The following is an 18,362-nucleotide window of genomic DNA, read 5'->3' on the forward strand; positions in this document are numbered from 1 at the left end:
CTCACAAACCGCGCACACCGCTTTTCTACAGGCTGTAGAAGATTTCGTGGAAGCCCGGCAAGTCAATAGACTGGATACGGCAAAAACCCCGAGATTCTGGAGCAGAGCGTGAGCGAAACCGCCGTCACCGAAGAAAAGTTCTACACCCTGTGGACCGTTTTCAAACGCACCGGAGCCGCGGGGGGCGAAGTCGGCCCGGAGCGCGCCGCCGCGGCGTTTGACGAGTTGACTGCTTCTCTTGCCGCCGACGGGGTCACCTTGCGCGGCCTCTACGATGTCTCCGCCATGCGCGCCGACGCCGACGTGATGACCTGGTTCCACGGCGACACCCCGGAAGCGCTGCAGGAAGCCGTGCGCCGGGTGCGCCGCAGCGACCTGTTTACTGGTGCGGAAATTGTCTGGTCCGCGATGGGCGTGCACCGCAACGCCGAATTCTCCAAGGACCACTCGCCGGCCTTCGCGCGCGGCGTGGATCCGAGCAACTGGGTGTGCGTATACCCGTTTGTGCGCTCCTACGACTGGTACATCCTCGATCCGGCCGAGCGCGGCAAAATGCTCCGCGACCACGGGCTCATGGGCCGCGATTACCCGCAAGTGCTTTCCAACACGGTCGCGTCCTTTGCACTGGGGGATTGGGAGTGGATTCTGGCGCTTGAAGCACCCGAACTGACCGATTTGGTCGACCTCATGCGGCACCTGCGCGGCACCGAAGCCCGCCTGCACGTGCGCGAAGAAATCCCGTTCTACACCGGGCGCCGTATTGCCGCGATCGATGTTGCCGAGGTGCTCGCGTGAGTTTCGACCCGTTTGCCGGTGTGGACGATTCCGGTTTCATGACGCCCAAAGCCTATGACGCGATTGTGCTGGCGTCCTTTGGCGGTCCCGAGGGGCAGGATGACGTGATTCCGTTCCTGCGCAATGTCACGCGCGGCCGCGGCATCCCGGACGAGCGGCTTGAAGAAGTCGCCGTGCACTACCGCACCTTTGGCGGCATCAGCCCGATCAATCAGCAAAACCGCGACCTCCGGGCCGCCCTGGAGGATGAGCTTGCCCGCCGTGGCATCGCCTTGCCGGTGTTGTGGGGGAACCGGAACTGGGCGCCTTACCTTGGCGAGGTCCTCCAAGAAGCGTACGACGGCGGTCACCGCCAAATCTTGGCCCTCACCACGAGCGCCTACTCCTGTTATTCGAGCTGCCGGCAATACCGCGAGGACTTTGGCGGGGCGCTCACCGAGCTGGGTTTGGACACCAAACTCAATATTGACAAGGTGCGCCAATACTTTGATCACCCCGGATTTGTGGGCCCCTTTGTTCAAGGTGTGCGCGAAGACCTGGATTCGATCCGCGCCGAGATCGGCGAACGGGTGGATGCCACGGGCGAGGGACGAGTCCACATCCTGTTTTGCACGCACTCGATTCCAACTGCAGATGCCCAGGCTGCGGGCCCGCGCGATGAATCCGGCGGACCCGCGATTGCCGAGGGCGCCTACGTGGCGCAGCACCTGGCTAATGCCGAGGTCATTATCGGGCGGCTGGAGTCAGAAGGCATCGACCTGTCCCAGGTCACGCACTCCCTGGTCTATCAATCGCGCTCCGGCGCGCCGCACGTGCCGTGGCTGGAACCGGACGTCAACGACGCGCTGGAAGAACTGGCCGCCGAGGGCGTGACCGGTGTGGTGGTGGTACCGCTTGGTTTCGTCTCCGATCACATGGAAGTGGCCTGGGATCTGGATACCGAGGCGAAGGACACGAGCGAGCGCCTGGGCCTCGCATTCCGGCGCACACCCACACCGGGAACGCACCCCGACTTTGTGTCCGGTCTTGCCGATCTGATCGAGGAGCGGTTGGCCGAACCGGGAACTGACGCCGCCGCGCTCGCCTCCGGCGACGCGATGAAGGAACGCCCCGCCGCGACCTCGATCGGCCCCTGGCCGGACGTCTGCCCGGCGAACTGCTGCGTCAAGGGAGATGGCTCCAAACCGACCGTGGCAGCCATGGACTCCACGGTTGGTGTCACGCCGTGAGCAGTGCCAGCAACGCTGACAAAGGCGTCATCCGTATTGGAACGCGCGGGAGCAAACTTGCGGTGGCGCAGTCCGGTATGGTCGCACGCGAGGTGGAAGCCATCCTCGGTGTGCCCTGCGAACTCGTCACCATCAAGACCGACGGCGATGTGCTCACCGGGTCCCTGGCGAACCTGGGCGGCACCGGCGTCTTTGTGGCGGCGCTGCGCCAAGCAGTGTTGGACGGCCGCGTCGATATCGCGGTGCACTCGCTCAAGGACATGCCCACCGCCGATGCCCCAGGTTTGGTCATCGCGGCGACCCCGAAACGGGCGGATCCACGCGACGCGCTGTGCGCCCGGGACGGACTCACCCTGGCCGAGTTGCCCACTGACGCGAGTGTCGGCACCGGCTCCCCGCGCCGGGTCTCCCAGCTCAAGGCATTCCGTAAGGACCTGGAGACCCACGATATTCGCGGCAACGTGGACACCCGGCTGGCCAAGGTGCGTGCCAGCTCAACCGCCCAGGCGAGTCACGAAAACGGAGGGGAAGGCACCGGGGTGCTAGACGCCGTCGTACTCGCCTGTGCTGGCTTGGATCGCGTGGGGCTCGCCGAGGCAATTACCGAGCGCATCGACCCGGCAGTGATGCTCCCCGCGCCCGGGCAGGGCGCGCTTGCTCTGGAAACCCGGGCGGATTCCGAGCTCGCGCGGGCCCTCGCCGCTTATGATGATGCCCCGACCCGGCTTGCGGTGACCGCCGAACGTGCGTTGCTCGCCGCGCTCGAAGCGGGTTGCGCGGCACCGGTGGGGGCGCTCGGAACGTTTGCGGACGGGCAGCTGCATTTGGAGGCGGTCGCCGGGACGCTGGACGGTACCACCATGTTGCGACATGCCATGAGCCAGGCGGTCAGCAGCCGGGAACAGGCCCGAGCGTTAGGGTATGAATTAGCTGAATTCCTGCTGGAGGCAGGGGCGGACCAACTGCCAGGAGTTCGCACCTCCAGCGATTCAGGGGATTAGCGTGAGTGATGCGAGTGGCCCGCTATCGGGGCAAACCGTTCTGGTGCCGCGCCCAATTGGCCGGGCCGAGCCGATAGTTCGCGCCCTTGAAGATCGGGGGGCCCAAGCGGTCGTGATGCCGCTCATTGATTTTGAGCGGGTGCAAGACTGCGAGGAATTCACCAGTGCCATGCGTTACCTGCACTCCGGCGAATTTCAGTGGCTTTTGGTCACCAGTGCCACCACCGTGGCGGCGCTCTTGGATTGGTGCCGTTCGCAAGCGCTGAGTTTGCGCGAATTCATCCCGGAATCGACAAAAATTGCTGCGGTCGGTAAGAGCACCGCGGCGGCCCTGCAGGCGCTCGGGCGAGAAGCCGACTTCATCTCCTCCCGCAAGCAAAGCGCGCACGGCCTGGGTGAGGATTTTCCGACGCCTACCGGGGTGGCGCACAGCGTACTGTTACCCCAATCCGACCTCGCCGACCGCGACCTTGTTGAAGCGTTGCTGGATAAGGGCTGGCAGGTGGCGCAAGTAACCGCGTATCGGACCGTCGATTTCCCGGCGGATCCCGAGCGGCGCTTGCCGCTCGGGGCGGAGCGCTCCAGCAATGGCGCGGAATGGAGCGCAAGCCAACTGCCGTTAATTATTCGGGACGCCGACACCGTGCTGTACGCGCTGATGTTGGCACCGAGCGTGGCGCGAAAGTTTATCGAGGCGGCCGGAGCCCGAATCGGTTCGGTGCGGCTGGTCGCCATTGGTGAACGGACCGCACGTGAAATCGAAAAAACCGGGCACCGCGTGTTCGCGACCGCGGCCGAGCCCACCGTAGAAGCCATGATGGCGGCATTAGAAGAGTCCGCCAGCCCTGGCCTTGGACATGGAAAGAGCGTGAAGGCATGAGTTTCCCCACCGACCGGCCGCGCCGGTTGCGGCAAAGCCCGGCGATCAGGGCGATGGTCGCCGAGCACCGAATGGGCGCGCGCGATCTGATCCTGCCGATGTTCGTCAAAGAGGGGTTAGACGCGCCACAGCCGATTTCCTCGATGCCCGGGGTGGTTCAGCACAGCGAAGCGTCCCTGCTTCAGGCAGCGCGCGACGCGCTTGAGGCCGGTATTGCCGGTGTCATGCTCTTCGGTATTCCCGCGGTGCGAGACGCCGAGGGCAGCCAAGGAGTGGACCCGCAGGGCATCTTAAACCGCTCGATTGCGGCGTTGCGCGCCGAATTCGGCGATTCGCTGGTGATCATGGCCGACCTCTGCCTGGATGAGTTCACCGACCACGGGCACTGCGGGGTGCTGCGCGAGGACGGCGCCGTGGACAATGACCGGACCCTTGAAATTTACGCTGCCATGGCGGTGGCGCAGGCGCAGGCCGGGGCCGATGTTGTAGGTCCGTCCGGCATGATGGACGGACAGGTCGGCGTCATCCGGGAAGCCTTGGATCAAGCCGGGTTCCAGGACGTCATCATTCTCGCGTACACCGCAAAATACGCGTCCGCGTTTTACGGGCCGTTCCGCGATGCCGTGGATTCGCAACTCACGGGCGATCGGCGCACCTACCAAATGGATGCGGCAAATCGTCGCGAGGCGCTGCTGGAGTTAGAACAGGATGTGGCAGAGGGCGCGGACATCGTGATGGTGAAGCCGGCCATGTCCTACCTCGATATTCTGGCCGACGTGGCCGCAGCCTCCCCGGTTCCGGTGGCCGCCTACCAAATTTCGGGGGAGTACTCGATGATCGAGGCCGCCGCCGCGAACGGCTGGATTGACCGGAAGGCCGCGATCATGGAGTCATTGCTGTCCATCAAGCGGGCCGGAGCCACCTTGATTTTGACCTATTGGGCGCTGGAAGCCGCCGCCTGGATTCGCGAGGGAGACGCATGAGCAACTCGGATGACCTTTTCGCCACCGCACAAGAGCTCATGCCCGGCGGCGTGAACTCGCCGGTGCGCGCGTTCGGCTCGGTGGGTGGCACGCCGCGTCTCTTAACCGGTGCCCGCGGCGCCTATGTCACCGATGCCGACGGGCGCGAGTACGTCGACTTGGTGTCCTCTTGGGGTCCGGCATTACTCGGTCACGCGCACCCGGCGGTGCTGGCGGCGGTACATCAGGCGGTGGACCGTGGGTTGTCCTTTGGCGCATCCACACCTGCCGAAGCGGAATTGGCTTCCCTGATCACCGAGCGAGTCAGCCCGGTCGAGCGAGTGCGCATGGTGTCTACCGGCACCGAAGCGACCATGACCGCGACCCGCCTTGCCCGCGGGTACACCGGGCGGGACCTGATCGTGAAATTCGCCGGAAACTACCACGGCCACGTCGACTCATTGCTGGCGCAGGCCGGTTCGGGAGTGGCGACGATGGCTCTCCCCGGTTCCGCCGGGGTGTCCGAGGCGGTGGCAGCCGAAACCCTGGTGCTGCCCTACAACGATCTTGACGCCGTTGCCGAAGCTTTTGGCCAACACGGTGAGCGCATCGCCGCCATTATTGTGGAGTCGGCGCCGGCCAATATGGGCGTGGTGGAGCCGCTGCCCGGCTTCAATAAGGGGCTCAAGGACATCGCCGCGGCACACGGTGCGCTACTGATTGTGGACGAAGTGTTGACCGGTTTCCGGGTGGGACCTGCGGGTTATTGGGGTGAAAACGGCGCCAATGAAGGTTGGGCTCCCGACCTCTTTACCTTCGGCAAGGTTATTGGCGGTGGAATGCCGGTGGCGGCCCTTGGCGGCCGTGCCGAGGTGATGAACCAGCTGGCGCCGCTCGGTCCGGTGTATCAGGCGGGCACGCTCTCCGGGAACCCCGTGGCGATGGCCGCCGGTATTGCTACCTTGCAGAACGCGACCGCCGAGGTGTACGCGCACATTGACGCGCGTTCTGCCGAACTGTCCGCCGCGTTGTCTGCGGCGCTGGATGCCGAGGGCGTCAACCACTCGATTCAGCGGGCCGGCAACCTATTCTCGGTGGCCTTTGGCACCGCGGAGCGCGGAGTGCGCAACTACGCGGATGCGACGGCCCAGGAAGCGTTCCGGTACGCCCCGTTCTTCCACTCCTTGCTGGATGCCGGAGTGTACCTGCCGCCCTCGGTGTTCGAGGCGTGGTTCCTGAACGCCGCGCATGACGACGCCGCCATGGAAAAGATCGCCGCGGCACTTCCCGCCGCCGCAAAAGCCGCCGCAAAGGCCCAACCCCACCCCTAATCGCCCCACACCCCTAATCGACTGTGCAGAACACGCACGCGACACGCCGTTAAAGTGTGCATTTTCTGCACAGTCGATTTCGAGTGTGCGCTGTGGTGCCCGCTCACCGGACATTAAAGTACGACGGCGCGTGGTCACCTTTCGTACGAAAGGTGACCACGCGCCGTCGTACCTCATCTATGTAGCAGTTAATGCCCATCCAGAGAAAAACATGGGCATTAACTGCTACATAGTCGAGGGGGTTAGAAGGCGGGGCTGACGTCGCCGGCCGGCCAGGTGTCCTCGATGAACTTCTTGACCTCAGGGGTGTGCAACAGTTCCTCCAGCTTGGCGATGGCCGGGGTGGATTCGCCGGCGCGCCAGACCAGGAAGTTGGCGTACTTGTTGTCGGTCAGCGACTCGACCGCAACCGCGTCTTTGGTGGAGAGGCCCGCGTCCAGGATGTAGTTGCCATTGATGATCGCAAGATCGACGGTCGGGTCCTTCAAGTCATTGACCAACAGTTCCGGCTGGTTCTCGCTAAAGGTCAGTTTTTTGGGATTTTGCTCCTCGGTGAGGGCGAGCACGCTCGCGTCATCCGGCACGTTCTCCAGCAGACCATTGGCTTCCAGGAGCTTGAGCGCGCGGGTCTGGTTGGCCGGGTCATTGGTGATGGCGATCTTGCCGCCCTCGGGGACCTCGGAAATGTCCTGGTACTTCTCCGAGAACGCGGCATACGGCTCCACGTGCACGCCTGCGCCGTGCTCGAAGTTGTAGCCCTTCTCCGCCGACTGGGATTCCAAATAGGGCAAGTGCTGGTAGAAGTTGGCGTCCAGCGAACCGTCCTGCAACGCAATGTTCGGGAGGTTGTAGTCGTCGAATTCCTTGATATCGATCTTGAGTCCGGCTTCGGGAGCCAGTTTCTCATTAATGAATTCTAGGATTTGTGCGTGCGGACGTGGGCTTGCGCCGACGGTAATGGTGACCGGGTTTGCCGGGTCCAGTGTTGCCTGATCGGAGGCATCGGTTGAGCCGGAGTTGGCTCCGCAGGCGCTCAAGCTCATGAGCGCAGCCGCAGAAATGGCAATGGTTTTGAGCGCCAGGCGTCGTTTCATCAGGGTTCTCCTTGTGATGTGAGTGAGTGTTGAGGGACGGGAAAGGGGATTCGCCAGGGTCGCGGGCGCGTCAACTGGCCGTCAGGTTCCGGGCCCGGCGCGGCCGTTTGGCGGCGGCATCCCGGTTCCGATGATCGGCCTTTCGGGCCAGCCAGTCTCCGGTGAGTTGCACCGCCTGCACCAGGATCACGATGATAATGATGATCACCACCATGGTCGTGACATCGAAGCGTTGCACACCATAGTTGTATGCGAGGCGGCCGAGCCCGCCGCCGCCCACCACACCGGCCATGGCCGAGTAACCGATGATGGTAACCACCGTGGTGGTGAACGCGGCAATCAGGCTGGGCTTGGCCTCGGGCAAGAGCACCTTGCGCACAATCTGTGTGGTGGTGGAGCCCATGATTCGGGCAGCATCGATCTTGCCCGCATCGATCTCGCGCAGTGAAACCTCCACCAGGCGGGCGAAAAACGGGATGGTGCCGATGGTCAGCGATACCGATGCCGCAATCGGTCCAATGGAGGAGCCGGTGATGAACCGGGCCACCGGGATCAGCGCCACCATCAGGATCGCGAACGGGATCGACCGGGTGATGTTCACGATCACCCCGGAGAGGATGGCGCTCACCACCGGCATGGGTTTCAGCCCGCCGGGCGCCACAAGATAGAGCAGCACACCAAGCGGCAGGCCGATGAGGAGCGTCAGAAGCGCGGAGATGCCCACCATCTGCAAGGTCGCCACGAACTCGACCGGTAGCGCCTTGGTCAGGGCAGGGTTGCTCGTCAGGTCGCTCCAAAAATCGGTGCGGACGCCCGCGGCCATGGAGCCAGCAAGTGAGATCGCCATCAGCCAGCCACCTCCTCGGCAAGCTGAGAAGCCCCGGAGAGATGCGCCCGGTAGGCCCTGAAGTTCATGGATTTTTCGCCCAAAACCTGTTCCAGCCGGGCGCGCTTCTCGGGGGAGGTTTCGGCAGGGGTATCGATGTAGAAATGGCCAAACGTTTGACCGCCCAATTGCTCCACCGTGCCCGCCAGAATGTTCACGTCCACACCGCTCTCCCGCATGAGCCGAGCAAATTGCGGTTCGGCCGCCTCGGAACCCGAATACAGGACCTCCAGCGCGGAGGCGCTGTCCAACGATGGATCCAAGACCGGCAGCGGCAGCAACGCCTCGCTCAGCGGAGAACCGAAGTCCGCCGCCACCTCGGTGATGTCCCCGCTCTGCGCGATCTTCCCGGCGCTCAAGAGCGACACCGAATCGCACAACGATTTCACAACCGACATTTCGTGGGTGATGATCAGCACGGTGATACCCAGCCGCTCGCGCAAGGAGCGCAAGAGATCAAGGATCTCGCCCGTGGTGCTGGGGTCCAACGCGGACGTGGGTTCATCGCACAACAGCACATGCGGGTCATTGGCCAGGGCGCGCGCAATGCCCACGCGTTGCTTTTGCCCGCCGGAGAGCTGGGAAGGATAGGACTCGGCGAACCCGGCAAGCCCCACCAAATCCAATAACTCGGCGACCTTGCGCGAAATGTCGGCGCGCGGCACGCCGACAATCTCCAAGGGGTGCGCCACATTCTGCGCGGCGGTCCGCGAGTCCATCAGATTAGCGTGTTGAAAGACCATGCCTAAGCGGCGCCGAGCCGCGCGCAATTGCGAATCCCGCACGCCGGCCAGGTCCACACCGTCGATACTGACAGTGCCGCTCGTCGGCCGCTCCAGCAGCGTCAGGCATCGTACTAGCGTGGACTTGCCGGCGCCCGACGGCCCAATAATGCCGTGGATGCGCCCGGCGCCGACCTCCAAATCGACGCCATCCAACGCCACAATATCGGTGGCACCGGAACGGTAGACCTTCCGCAGGTCCGTGACTGAAATCAATGGTTCCCCTCAACACAAGCGATAACTCGTCGCAAAAGCGACTCATTATTACAGCATGGGGCGAACAATCAACAGAAATCGGCCGTCATACTCGATCACAACCGAATATTCTGATCCAATTTCACAATCACGCGCAATAAGTAACGATTATTGCGTGAGGAGGCATCGCCGTCGTCATTAATTCGCTCACTTGCCGGATACCGGCCAACTTCCGTCGATAACCACCCCCGGTTTACTGCGCCTGAGATACTCTTGGAAGCTCGCGGCCTGCTCGCGAGCCCATATAATCTGCGCATCATGCAACGCCTCGGCCTCGATATCCACCTCCGCAAACGCCTGCGCAATTTTGAGCGCCACCTCGAGTGTGGCGATCGAGTCCGCCGCCGAGGAGTGCGCATCATCCAGACGCACACCGTAGTGTTCGGTCATCGCGACCAGGGTGCGGTTGCCGCGCCGAAAACGATCGACGCGCTTGTCCATCACCAACGGGTCCAACACCGGCCGCGGCGACACCTCGCCGAATCCGTGCCGCCTGGCCTCCGCATTGATCAGCGTGAAATCATACGGCGCGTTGAACGCCATCACCGGGGTCCCCGCCGCAAACAAATCGCGCAGCGCCCCCAGGATTTCCGGTAGCGCAACCTGCGGGTCTACGCCCTCGCGCTGCGCTTCTTCGGTGCTGATCCCATGAATTGCGCTCGCCCCCGCGGGGATCGGCACACCCGGGTTCAGCAGCCACGTCCGCTCCTCCACGAGCGAATTATCCGCGCCATAGTGCACAATTGACGCGGTCACCACACGCGCGCTGTGCGGATCCCGACCCGTTGTTTCCAGGTCAAAAGCCGCCCGCGCCTCTTCCGTCCATTTGCTCATGTGACCACGCTAGCGCCTACCTCTGACATTGAGCGCATAAGCTGGATTGGTGCGGGAAAAGCTCACCGAAATTGTGCTCCAGGTAGTGTCCATGGTGCCCGAGGGTACCGCCCTCAGCTACAAGGACGTCGCCGAACTCATCGAGTACGCCGGCCCTCGCCAGATCGGGCGAATCATGGCCGTTGGCGGAATCACGGTGCCGTGGTGGGGGATTGTGCGGGCGGATGGGAGCCTGCCGGGCCACCTTTTTGAGCGGGCCCTGCCGGAGTATGAGCGCGAAAACACCCCTTTAAAGATGTACGACGGCGTGGCGGCGCGAGTTGATATGAAAAGGGCGCGTTGGGTGCCCACTGAGATAGAGCTCGAGGCAATCGATCGGCTGGCCGAACCGTTACACGTGGGGGCGTCCGCGCCCGATTATTGGCAGGGTGCGCGCTCACTGTCAGAGCCGGGTGGTGTGCTGTAGTCATGAATGTGGAGAGAGGGGTCACGCGGGTCGTGGACTGGGACGGGGAGCAAGACGCGTTTATTCGTAGCGAACCCGGCGGCACGAAAGTGCTGTGGGGGGCGCCGGGGACGGGCAAGAGCGCGGCCTTGCTCGAAAAGGTGGGCAACGCCGTCGAACATCAGAACATTGACCCGGACTCGGTACTGTTTCTGACGCCAAGCCGGGTGAGTGCGGGGCGGGCGCGGGAGCGGATTTCGGCGCGGCTGGGGCGAACCATGAGCGTGAATCCGGCGCGGACCTGGAGTTCTTACGCTTTTGATCTCATTCAGCGAGCGGTCGCCGCCGGCCTGATCGAGACGGGGCAACGTGCCCCGAAACTGCTCTCCGGAGCCGAGCAGGATGTCATCATTGCCGAGCTTCTGGCCGGCCACGCGAAGGGGGAGGTGGATGGACCGGAATGGCCGGAAGGGCTGGAATTGGCGGTGCGCACACGTGCCTTCCGGCAAGAGGTCCGCGAGCTTTTTGATCGCTTAAACGAGGCGGGGTTGGACGCCGCGGATCTTGCCGAATTGGGGCGGGAACACGGTATTCCCGAGTGGGTTGGTGCGGCGCAGCTGTTTGGCGAATACCTGGATACCCTGGATTTGCGCATGCCCGAAGCGTTTGACCCGGCTCAAGTCATGCGGGCGGCAATTCTCGTCTTGCGCAATAACCCCGAGTTCCTCGCCGCCGAGCGAGAACGACTGCGTCTTGTGGTGGTGGATGATCTGCAGGACGCCACGGGCGCGCAATTGGAACTGTTGGACGAGTTGCGCGGGTCCGGCGATCAAGCGGCGCCCGCGGTCGTGGTCGCGATTGCGCCGGATTCCACGGTGCAGGGATTTCGCGGGGCGAGCGCCGAAGCGGCGATTGACGTGATTGAGCGTTGGCGGGCCGCGGGGAGCGTGCAGGATGTGGTGCTGGAGACGTCGCACCGGATGTCTGCGGAGGTGGCGCAGGGATGGTCACGCGTTGTCGAACGGATCGGCGTGCGCGGCGGGGGTCGGAACTCTCGCGTGCTGGACACCTCCGGTACCGCCACGGAGCAGCAGGGCGTCCGGGCGGACGTGGCGGCCAGTGTGCACCATGAGCACCGGCTCATCGGGTCTCGGATCATGGATGCTCACCTGGACGAGGGTGTGCCGTTCTCATCGATGGCCGTGATTGTGCGAAACTCTGGGATGGTAGAGCCGCTGGTGCGGTCCCTGGCGCAGCAGGGCGTGCCGGTGCAACGTGCGAGCAGTTCGGAGGTGCTGGCCAGTAACCGGGCGGCGTGGGCGGTGCTGACGGTCTTGAAGATTGCCCGGGATGCCGCGGTCTTGACCGAAGAGATCGCCGTCGAGTTGTTAGGTACACCGTTTGGTGAATCGGATGCGGTGCGCTTGCGGCGTTTGCGGCATCAGTTGACGCGGGCGGCTGCCAAGTCCGGGCGGGAAGTGTCCCCGGAGCCAGGCGTGTTGGCGCGTGCGCTGTTGGGCGACATCGATATCCCGAATGATGCTGGCGCCGATGGGGTGGGAGCACGGCGAATTGCGGCGATGATCGCTGCGGCGCGTGGGGCGTATGCGCGGGGGGTAGACGATATTGAATTGACGCTGTGGAAGGTGTGGGAAGCGGCCGGGGTCGCCGCAACCTGGCAGCGGCTTGCACTCGGGGAGGACGGGCACGGCGACGGTGGGCACAGTGCCGGTGGGCACAGTGAGGCGCTGGGGGCCGGGAATGACGCCGTGGCGAATTCTCGGGCGGCGCGCTCTGCCGCGGCGAGCAGCGCCAACGAGAACCTGGATGCCATGATCATACTGTTTGCCGCGGCAGAACGGTTCAATGAGCAGCTTGCCGCCGCGAACGCCCGACAGTTTGTGGAATACGTTTTGGGTCAAGAAGTGCCGATGGATTCGCTCGCGGGTCCCGACGCGGCCGAGGACTCCGTCGAAGTCATGACGGTCGCCGCAAGCGCGGGACGATCCTGGGAACGAGTTTTTATTTCCGGGGTGCAAGCGGGGGTGTGGCCGAACACTCGAATTCGCGGGCAAGTTCTCCGGAGTGCGGATTTGGCGGACCTGGTGCGAACCGGGGTCATGCAAACCGATTACTCGACCCAAGTAAAAGACGTGGTCTATGACGAGCTAAAAACCTTTGCCGTTGCACTATCGAGAGCACGTACGCACGTCTACGTAAGCGCGGTTGACGGGGATGATGCCGCGGTTTCTCCGTTTGTCGACCTGGTTGATCCTCAAGGGCAGACGGATACGCCGCGTGAACGGGTGGTTGTGCCGCGGACAAAGAATTTGCGGAGCCTCGTTGCGGCGCTGCGTCAGAAGGCGGAAGCCGGGTACGCGGAGTGGCCGGACGCGGGGGCGGACGGAAACGCCGGCATTCGGGACGCGGTAGAGACTCTGACGTTTTTGGGGCAACCGGAACAGGGAGTCGAGGGTGCGCACCCGAACTCTTGGTGGGGGCTGCTGCCGTTGTCGAGCGATGCCGACATCATCGCCGATGGGCAAGCGGTATCGGTTTCACCGTCGCGGATTCAAACCGCGATCGATTCCCCATTGAACTGGTTCCTGTCCGCAGCGGGCGGGGAAGTCGCCACCGACTTTGCCCGCTCGCTGGGTACGCTCGTCCACGAAATTGCCGAACTACTGCCGGCCGGCACGCCACCCGAACTCTCGGCAAAACTTGAAGAGCTCTGGCCCCGTCTGAACATGCCGAACAACTGGTTGGCTGCCAAAGACCGGGAACGCGCAGAGCGCATGGTGGACAAGCTGGGCCGATATATCAATGAGGATCTGCCGGCGAGCGGCCGCGAACTGGTCGGAACCGAGGTACAGTTTCGCGCCGACGTCTCGGGCACGGACCGGTACGCGATCTTGAGCGGCATTGTGGACCGGCTGGAACGGGACGAGCAGGGCCGGCTCGTTGTCATTGACTTCAAGACCGGGCGAACGAAACCTACCGCCGAGGATGTGCGGGAATTGCCGCAACTGGCCGCCTACCAGGTTGCCGTAGAAGAGTCCGCTTTTGGAGACGGGTCAGGAAACGAATCCGGGGGAGCGGCGCTTGTTCAGCTCGGTACAAGCGAGGCGTCTCTCGCGGTGCAAACCCAGGGCCCACTGGGCGCGGAAACCTGGGCGCTCGAATTGCTGCATGAGGCTGTCGATGCAATGTCGGGAAACAGCTTTGCCGCCCACCACGAGGCCGGAAGCGGCGGCCAGTTCGGGGCGCGTTGCACGGTCCCATGGGTGTGCCCTCTGTGTGAAGGATTGCAGGTGACTGAATAATGTACAGCCCCGAAGAGCTTGCCGACATTCTCGGGCAGCACCGGCCCACCGCGCAGCAGTCGGCGGTGATTTCCTCGCCGATGCAACCCGCCCTGGTGGTGGCTGGCGCCGGCTCCGGTAAGACTGCGACGATGGCCGACCGCGTGGTGTGGCTTCTGGCCAACGGTCTTGCCCGTCCGGAAAACATTTTGGGTGTCACCTTCACCCGAAAGGCCGCGGGCGAACTTCAGGCGCGAATCGGTGCCCATATAAGCGCCTTGCGGGACAAGGGTCTGTTGCAGGTAGAAGATCATCAGACTCCATTGGATCCAGAAATATCGACCTACCACTCCTATGCCAACCGCATTGTCAGCGACTATGGCATCCGTTTAGGCATCGAACCGGATGCCACCATGCTGGGCGCGGCGCAAAGCTATCAGGTGGTGTCCCGGCTTGTTGACGAATACCAAGGAGATTGGCAGCACCTGAATCTTGCCCGCTCCAGTCTCATTGCCGCGGTACTCGCGTTTTCCTCCGAGTGCGCCGAACACCTGGTGGATCCCAGCGACGCCGAAGAGTATCTCGCGGGCGAGTTCGGTCGGCTGTCGGCGCTGCCTCAAGAGGAGGGCAAAGCGAAAGCGCCCACGCTCGCTTCCAAAGGGTTGCTCGAACGCTTGCACATACGCATTACCGTGTCTCAATTAGCCGCCGCTTTTGCAGCACGCAAAGCCGAAATGGGTGTACTCGATTACGGCGACTTGGTGCGCTACGCGGCCGAACTCGCCACCACGGTTCCTGCGGTGCGGGATCAAGAACGGGAACGCTTTTCGGTGGTCTTGCTCGATGAGTTCCAGGACACCTCGCATGCTCAATTGAGCCTCTTCTCGAGCCTGTTCTCCGATGCGGCTGTGCCTGAGGGCAACTCCCGCACGCCCCGGGCCGTGATGGCCGTGGGTGACCCGAATCAATCGATTTACGGTTTCCGCGGCGCCAGCGCGGGACAGCTCTTTTCCTTTGCCCATGCCTTTCCGGTGCTGACAACGGAAGGGAAAGCAGTTGCCCCCACATACTTCTTGAGTACCGCGTGGCGCAATAGTATCGCCATTTTGAATGCCGCAAACGCTGTTTCGGCGCCATTGCGGTTGGGTGGAAGCGGTAGCACGCCGTCCGCTGAAGCATTGCCAGAACTCCAACCGCGTCCGGGCGCGCCAGAGGGCGTGGTCTTTGCGCACTTCTATCCCACCCAGGAGGAAGAGGCCGCCGCACTAGCCGACCAGATACTTGCGCTCAAGAACCCCAATGCGTCGGCGGACGGCGCTACCGTGGGCGAGTTACCGGACACCGTCTCAACCATGGCGATTCTGTGTCGACAGCGTTCACAGTTCGCCGCCATCGCCCCGGCGTTACAAGAGCGCGGAATCAGCTACGAAATAGTGGGCCTTGGAGGGCTTATTGCGCAGCCGGAAATTGTTGACCTCATGGCGACGATGCATCTGCTCGTAGACCCTAGCCGCTCGGACGCCCTCATGCGCCTGATGACCGGGGCACGCTGGCGGATTGGCCCCGCCGATCTGATGGCGCTCTCCGATTGGGCGCGCGAGCTCTCCCAGCGGTCCGAAGTTCGCGGCGATGACGCCATGGACTCGCTCAGACACGAACACAGCATCGTGGATGCCATTTCACAGCTACCACCAGAGGGGTGGGTCTCGCAGCGGGGGCGTTCTCTCACCGGGGCCGCGCGGGAGCGCCTGCAGAAGCTACATCAAGAATTGTCCTGGCTGCGAACCCGGCTGAATGAAAACCTGCTGCAACTGGTCGCCGACATCGAGCGAACCATGCTTTTAGATATTGAGGTGGCAGCAAAGCCCGGTGTCACTCTCTCACGCGCCCGCTTGCACCTCGACGCCTTTTATGAGGAAGTGGCGAACTTTGTCAGGGGGAGCGATCGCGGGGATCTCGCCGCGCTTCTGGCGTGGCTCGAAGACGTCAAGGAGCAAGAGCAAGGACTTGCCATGGCCCAAGAGGAGCTCGATCCGAGCGCGGTGCAGATCATGACCGTGCATGCCTCCAAGGGCCTGGAATGGGATGCGGTTTTTGTTCCAGGGCTCGTAGAAGGCAGTTTCCCCACGGCTAAATCCGCACGGTGGAGCCATGATCAGGGGGCACTGCCGTGGCCATTGCGCGGGGACCGCGCGGACCTTCCCAGCTGGAATACGGATCAGCCCGATCTGAAAAACCTGGTGCTTTCGGAAAAGCAATTGGCCGATGATGCCAAAGAGTATTCGCGGGCCGAGGAGCGCCGTCTGGCATATGTGGCGTACACCCGTGCCCGCAATTATCTCTGGCTCTCCGGGGCGCGCACCAAACTCTCCGCGATCAAACCCTTGGAACCCTCAGCCTTCTTTCGCGATGCCATGGAGGCGCTCGAGCTATCCGAGGCTCGAACAAGTGTGGAGCGAGCCCTCGAGATTGAACAAGGCGATCGCGCCGAACTCGATCCCATTCGGGTCGGTTGGCCCTACGATCCGCTCGAAGGCCCGCTGCGGCTGGACACCGGACAAGGCGTTCACCCCCTGCGCGGACGGCGCGAACCCATGGAAGCCATGGCGCAGGACGTGCTCGAGCGTCTGTCCGATCCACAATGGAGCGTTTCGGGGGAATCTGCTTTGCTTGGCGAGGCCGAAAAGCTCCTGGCGCTGCGTGAACTACAGCGGCGTCAGAAAGTCGGCGGTGTTCCGGAGCATTTACGGGCCTCAGATGTTGTCGAAATGGCCGAGGACCCCGAGCAATGGATACGGCAGCAACGTCGCAAAGTTCCACGGCGCCCGTCACGGGAGGCCAAGGCCGGGACGGCCTTTCACGCCTGGGTGGAGAACTACTTTGCCAGCAATGGCGGCCTCGAGCTTGGCGAATTCGTGAAATCGGTCGACGCCGATCTGGGAGCCGACGAGCAGACGGTCAAGCTCCAAGAAACGTTTAAGGCATCCGAATGGGCCGACCGCCAGCCCGCATTCGTCGAATACCCCATTGAGACCGCGATCAACGGCCGCGTCATCCGCGGTCGTATCGACGCGGTGTTCCAAAATTCGGATGGAAGCTGGGAATTGGTGGACTGGAAGAGCGGACAAACGCCGGCGGCCAAAGACCTGAAGACAAAGTCCATTCAGCTGGCGCTCTATCGATTGGCCTGGGCGCGGCTTCAGGGGATCGATACGCAACAGGTATCAATTGCGTTCTATTACGTGGGCTCGGGGGAAACCGTGAGGCCCACCGATCTTCACACGGAATCCGAGCTGGAAGAGATCCTCGGCTCATCTATGTAGCGCGACACGCCGAGAAAACCGGCGTTTCCTCGGCGTGTCGCGCTACATAGACGAGGTTAGGGGTTTTTTGTGTCCTTGGGCTGCGTCGGCGGGGTTAAGGGGACGGTCGGGATCGCCGAGGTTTCCGGTTCTGAGTCGGTTTCGGCTGGGGCTGCCGCAGCCCGATCCTCGCTCACGGAGGCGCCTGCCGTCGCTGGCTCGGCTTCCCGGTCGGCGCGATCCGCCCGTTCGCGTTCGGCAATTGCCGCCAGGCGCGACTGTTCGGCCTCGTCTTTGAGTCGCTGTTGCTCTTCGATATCGGCAACCAACGAATCCATCATGTCCTGAGCTTCGATAATGGTGTGCTCATTTTTCGTTGCCACACCCTTGGCGAGCCATCGGGCCAGCGCGAACTCGGCGTGGAAAGCGGCGCGGGCTTCGATGTGCTCATCCACCTTCTCGTGACGCACGTCCCGGTAGGCCTTGAGGACTTCATCCCGTAGCGTTGGGTCGCTCGCGGCGATGAGCCAGGCAAAATCTTCGGCGGGGTCGGCTACTTTCAGCTCGCTCCATCCGGTCACCGCCCTCACCTCGCGATTACTGAAGTACAGGTTCTCTTCATGGAGGTCACCGTGAACAACGGTCGGGTTGAAACGCCACAGCCCAACGTCTTCCAGCACATTCTCCCAACGCTTAAGGAGCAACGGCGGCACCTTTGAGGACGTCGCGATTTGATCGAGTTCGTTGAGTTTTCGGCCGCGATATTCGTCGGCGTCATAGCGTGGAATGGACGCGAACTGATCGAGCTCAAGGTTCGCGTTGTGTAGCGATGCGATTGCCTTGCCAATGCCGGGACCGTAGCTGGACGCCTCGAAAGCGAGGTCGTCAAGGTCCACCAACTCACCATCGAAATGCGAATACACAAAGGTGGTGAGCCCAAAATTTCGGGTGGTCCCCGCGACGCTTGGCACGGTAAACGACAGCGCTGCGCGAACCTGGGCGCTCAGCGCAGAGAGAACCTGAAATTCGGTTTCAAGACGCAGGCTGGCTTCGGGGTGCTTTGGCGAGCGCACCCGCCAGAGCCGATCCTGCTCGTCGCGCAATACCGCTGCGTCAAAGTCCTCGACGTCATCCGCAGAGGGCGCCACCTGATTGGGCGAAAGTCCGGGAACGGCCGCGGTCGCTAACGCAGCCAACTCAAGAGGTAAGCGGTTCACCCCTCCACGGTATAGCCCGATGGCTCCATTTGGGCTTCTTAACGCGA

The 18,362-nt window shown here is 62.9% G+C and carries 14 protein-coding genes; 9 read left to right on the forward strand and 5 right to left on the reverse strand.

Features of this window, described 5'->3' with window-relative positions:
* Window positions 1-108 precede the first annotated feature (108 nt).
* Genes hemQ through hemL form a run of 6 tightly spaced genes read left to right on the forward strand, consistent with a single transcriptional unit; the run spans window position 109 to window position 6,198 of the window.
* Entirely contained in the window at window positions 109-795 is a 687-nt protein-coding gene (gene hemQ, locus O148_RS0106765) for a hydrogen peroxide-dependent heme synthase (RefSeq protein WP_240470815.1), read from the forward strand.
* A gap of 38 nt (window positions 796-833) precedes the next feature.
* Window positions 834-2,024, forward strand: coding sequence for a ferrochelatase (locus O148_RS0106770; protein ID WP_051619968.1), 1,191 nt, complete (start codon window positions 834-836; stop codon window positions 2,022-2,024).
* Entirely contained in the window at window positions 2,021-3,025 is a 1,005-nt protein-coding gene (gene hemC, locus O148_RS15285) for a hydroxymethylbilane synthase (protein WP_035745285.1), read from the forward strand. The genes O148_RS0106770 and hemC overlap by 4 nt, the downstream gene beginning before the upstream one ends.
* Window position 3,026: 1 nt before the next feature.
* Complete coding sequence (locus tag O148_RS15290; protein ID WP_051619942.1) at window positions 3,027-3,905, forward strand: uroporphyrinogen-III synthase; 879 nt, start codon at window positions 3,027-3,029, stop codon at window positions 3,903-3,905.
* Window positions 3,902-4,888: a porphobilinogen synthase gene (hemB, locus tag O148_RS0106785; RefSeq protein WP_026530312.1), complete on the forward strand. Its 987-nt coding sequence runs from the start codon at window positions 3,902-3,904 to the stop codon at window positions 4,886-4,888. Before O148_RS15290 ends, hemB begins: the two co-directional genes overlap by 4 nt.
* Window positions 4,885-6,198 carry a glutamate-1-semialdehyde 2,1-aminomutase gene (gene hemL / locus O148_RS0106790; RefSeq protein WP_026530313.1) on the forward strand — a complete coding sequence of 438 codons (1,314 nt, stop codon included), beginning with the start codon at window positions 4,885-4,887 and terminating at the stop codon, window positions 6,196-6,198. Before hemB ends, hemL begins: the two co-directional genes overlap by 4 nt.
* 242 nt (window positions 6,199-6,440) lie before the next feature.
* Here hemL and O148_RS0106795 read toward each other — a convergent pair whose 3' ends face one another.
* The 4 genes from O148_RS0106795 to O148_RS0106810 all read right to left on the reverse strand — a co-directional run bounded on the left by O148_RS0106795 (window position 6,441) and on the right by O148_RS0106810 (window position 10,049).
* Window positions 6,441-7,292, reverse strand: a complete 852-nt coding sequence (locus O148_RS0106795) for a MetQ/NlpA family ABC transporter substrate-binding protein (RefSeq protein WP_026530314.1) — start codon at window positions 7,290-7,292, stop codon at window positions 6,441-6,443.
* A gap of 70 nt (window positions 7,293-7,362) precedes the next feature.
* Window positions 7,363-8,139 (reverse strand): methionine ABC transporter permease, encoded by a 777-nt coding sequence (locus O148_RS0106800; protein WP_240470816.1) that lies wholly within the window; start codon window positions 8,137-8,139, stop codon window positions 7,363-7,365.
* Window positions 8,139-9,176: a methionine ABC transporter ATP-binding protein gene (locus O148_RS15295; protein WP_075204309.1), complete on the reverse strand. Its 1,038-nt coding sequence runs from the start codon at window positions 9,174-9,176 to the stop codon at window positions 8,139-8,141. The genes O148_RS0106800 and O148_RS15295 overlap by 1 nt, the downstream gene beginning before the upstream one ends.
* 186 nt (window positions 9,177-9,362) lie before the next feature.
* The gene (locus O148_RS0106810) at window positions 9,363-10,049 is read right to left on the reverse strand and encodes a 3'-5' exonuclease (RefSeq protein WP_026530316.1); all 687 of its coding nucleotides are present in this window, start codon (window positions 10,047-10,049) and stop codon (window positions 9,363-9,365) included.
* Between the two features lie 49 nt (window positions 10,050-10,098).
* Between O148_RS0106810 and O148_RS15300 the strand changes: the two genes are divergently transcribed.
* Genes O148_RS15300 through O148_RS0106825 form a run of 3 tightly spaced genes read left to right on the forward strand, consistent with a single transcriptional unit; the run spans window position 10,099 to window position 17,119 of the window.
* Window positions 10,099-10,515: an MGMT family protein gene (locus tag O148_RS15300; protein WP_205618173.1), complete on the forward strand. Its 417-nt coding sequence runs from the start codon at window positions 10,099-10,101 to the stop codon at window positions 10,513-10,515.
* A 2-nt stretch (window positions 10,516-10,517) separates the two neighbouring features.
* Window positions 10,518-13,817, forward strand: coding sequence for an ATP-dependent DNA helicase (locus O148_RS15305; protein ID WP_051619943.1), 3,300 nt, complete (start codon window positions 10,518-10,520; stop codon window positions 13,815-13,817).
* On the forward strand, window positions 13,817-17,119 hold the full coding sequence (locus O148_RS0106825; RefSeq protein WP_035745288.1) for an ATP-dependent helicase: 3,303 nt from the start codon (window positions 13,817-13,819) through the stop codon (window positions 17,117-17,119). The genes O148_RS15305 and O148_RS0106825 overlap by 1 nt, the downstream gene beginning before the upstream one ends.
* Before the next feature lie 56 nt (window positions 17,120-17,175).
* Here O148_RS0106825 and O148_RS15310 read toward each other — a convergent pair whose 3' ends face one another.
* The gene (locus O148_RS15310; protein WP_051619944.1) at window positions 17,176-18,315 is read right to left on the reverse strand and encodes a phosphotransferase; all 1,140 of its coding nucleotides are present in this window, start codon (window positions 18,313-18,315) and stop codon (window positions 17,176-17,178) included.
* Window positions 18,316-18,362: the final 47 nt, after the last annotated feature.

The organism is Haematomicrobium sanguinis DSM 21259 (assembly GCF_000688395.1).
GTDB lineage: Bacteria > Actinomycetota > Actinomycetes > Actinomycetales > Micrococcaceae > Haematomicrobium > Haematomicrobium sanguinis.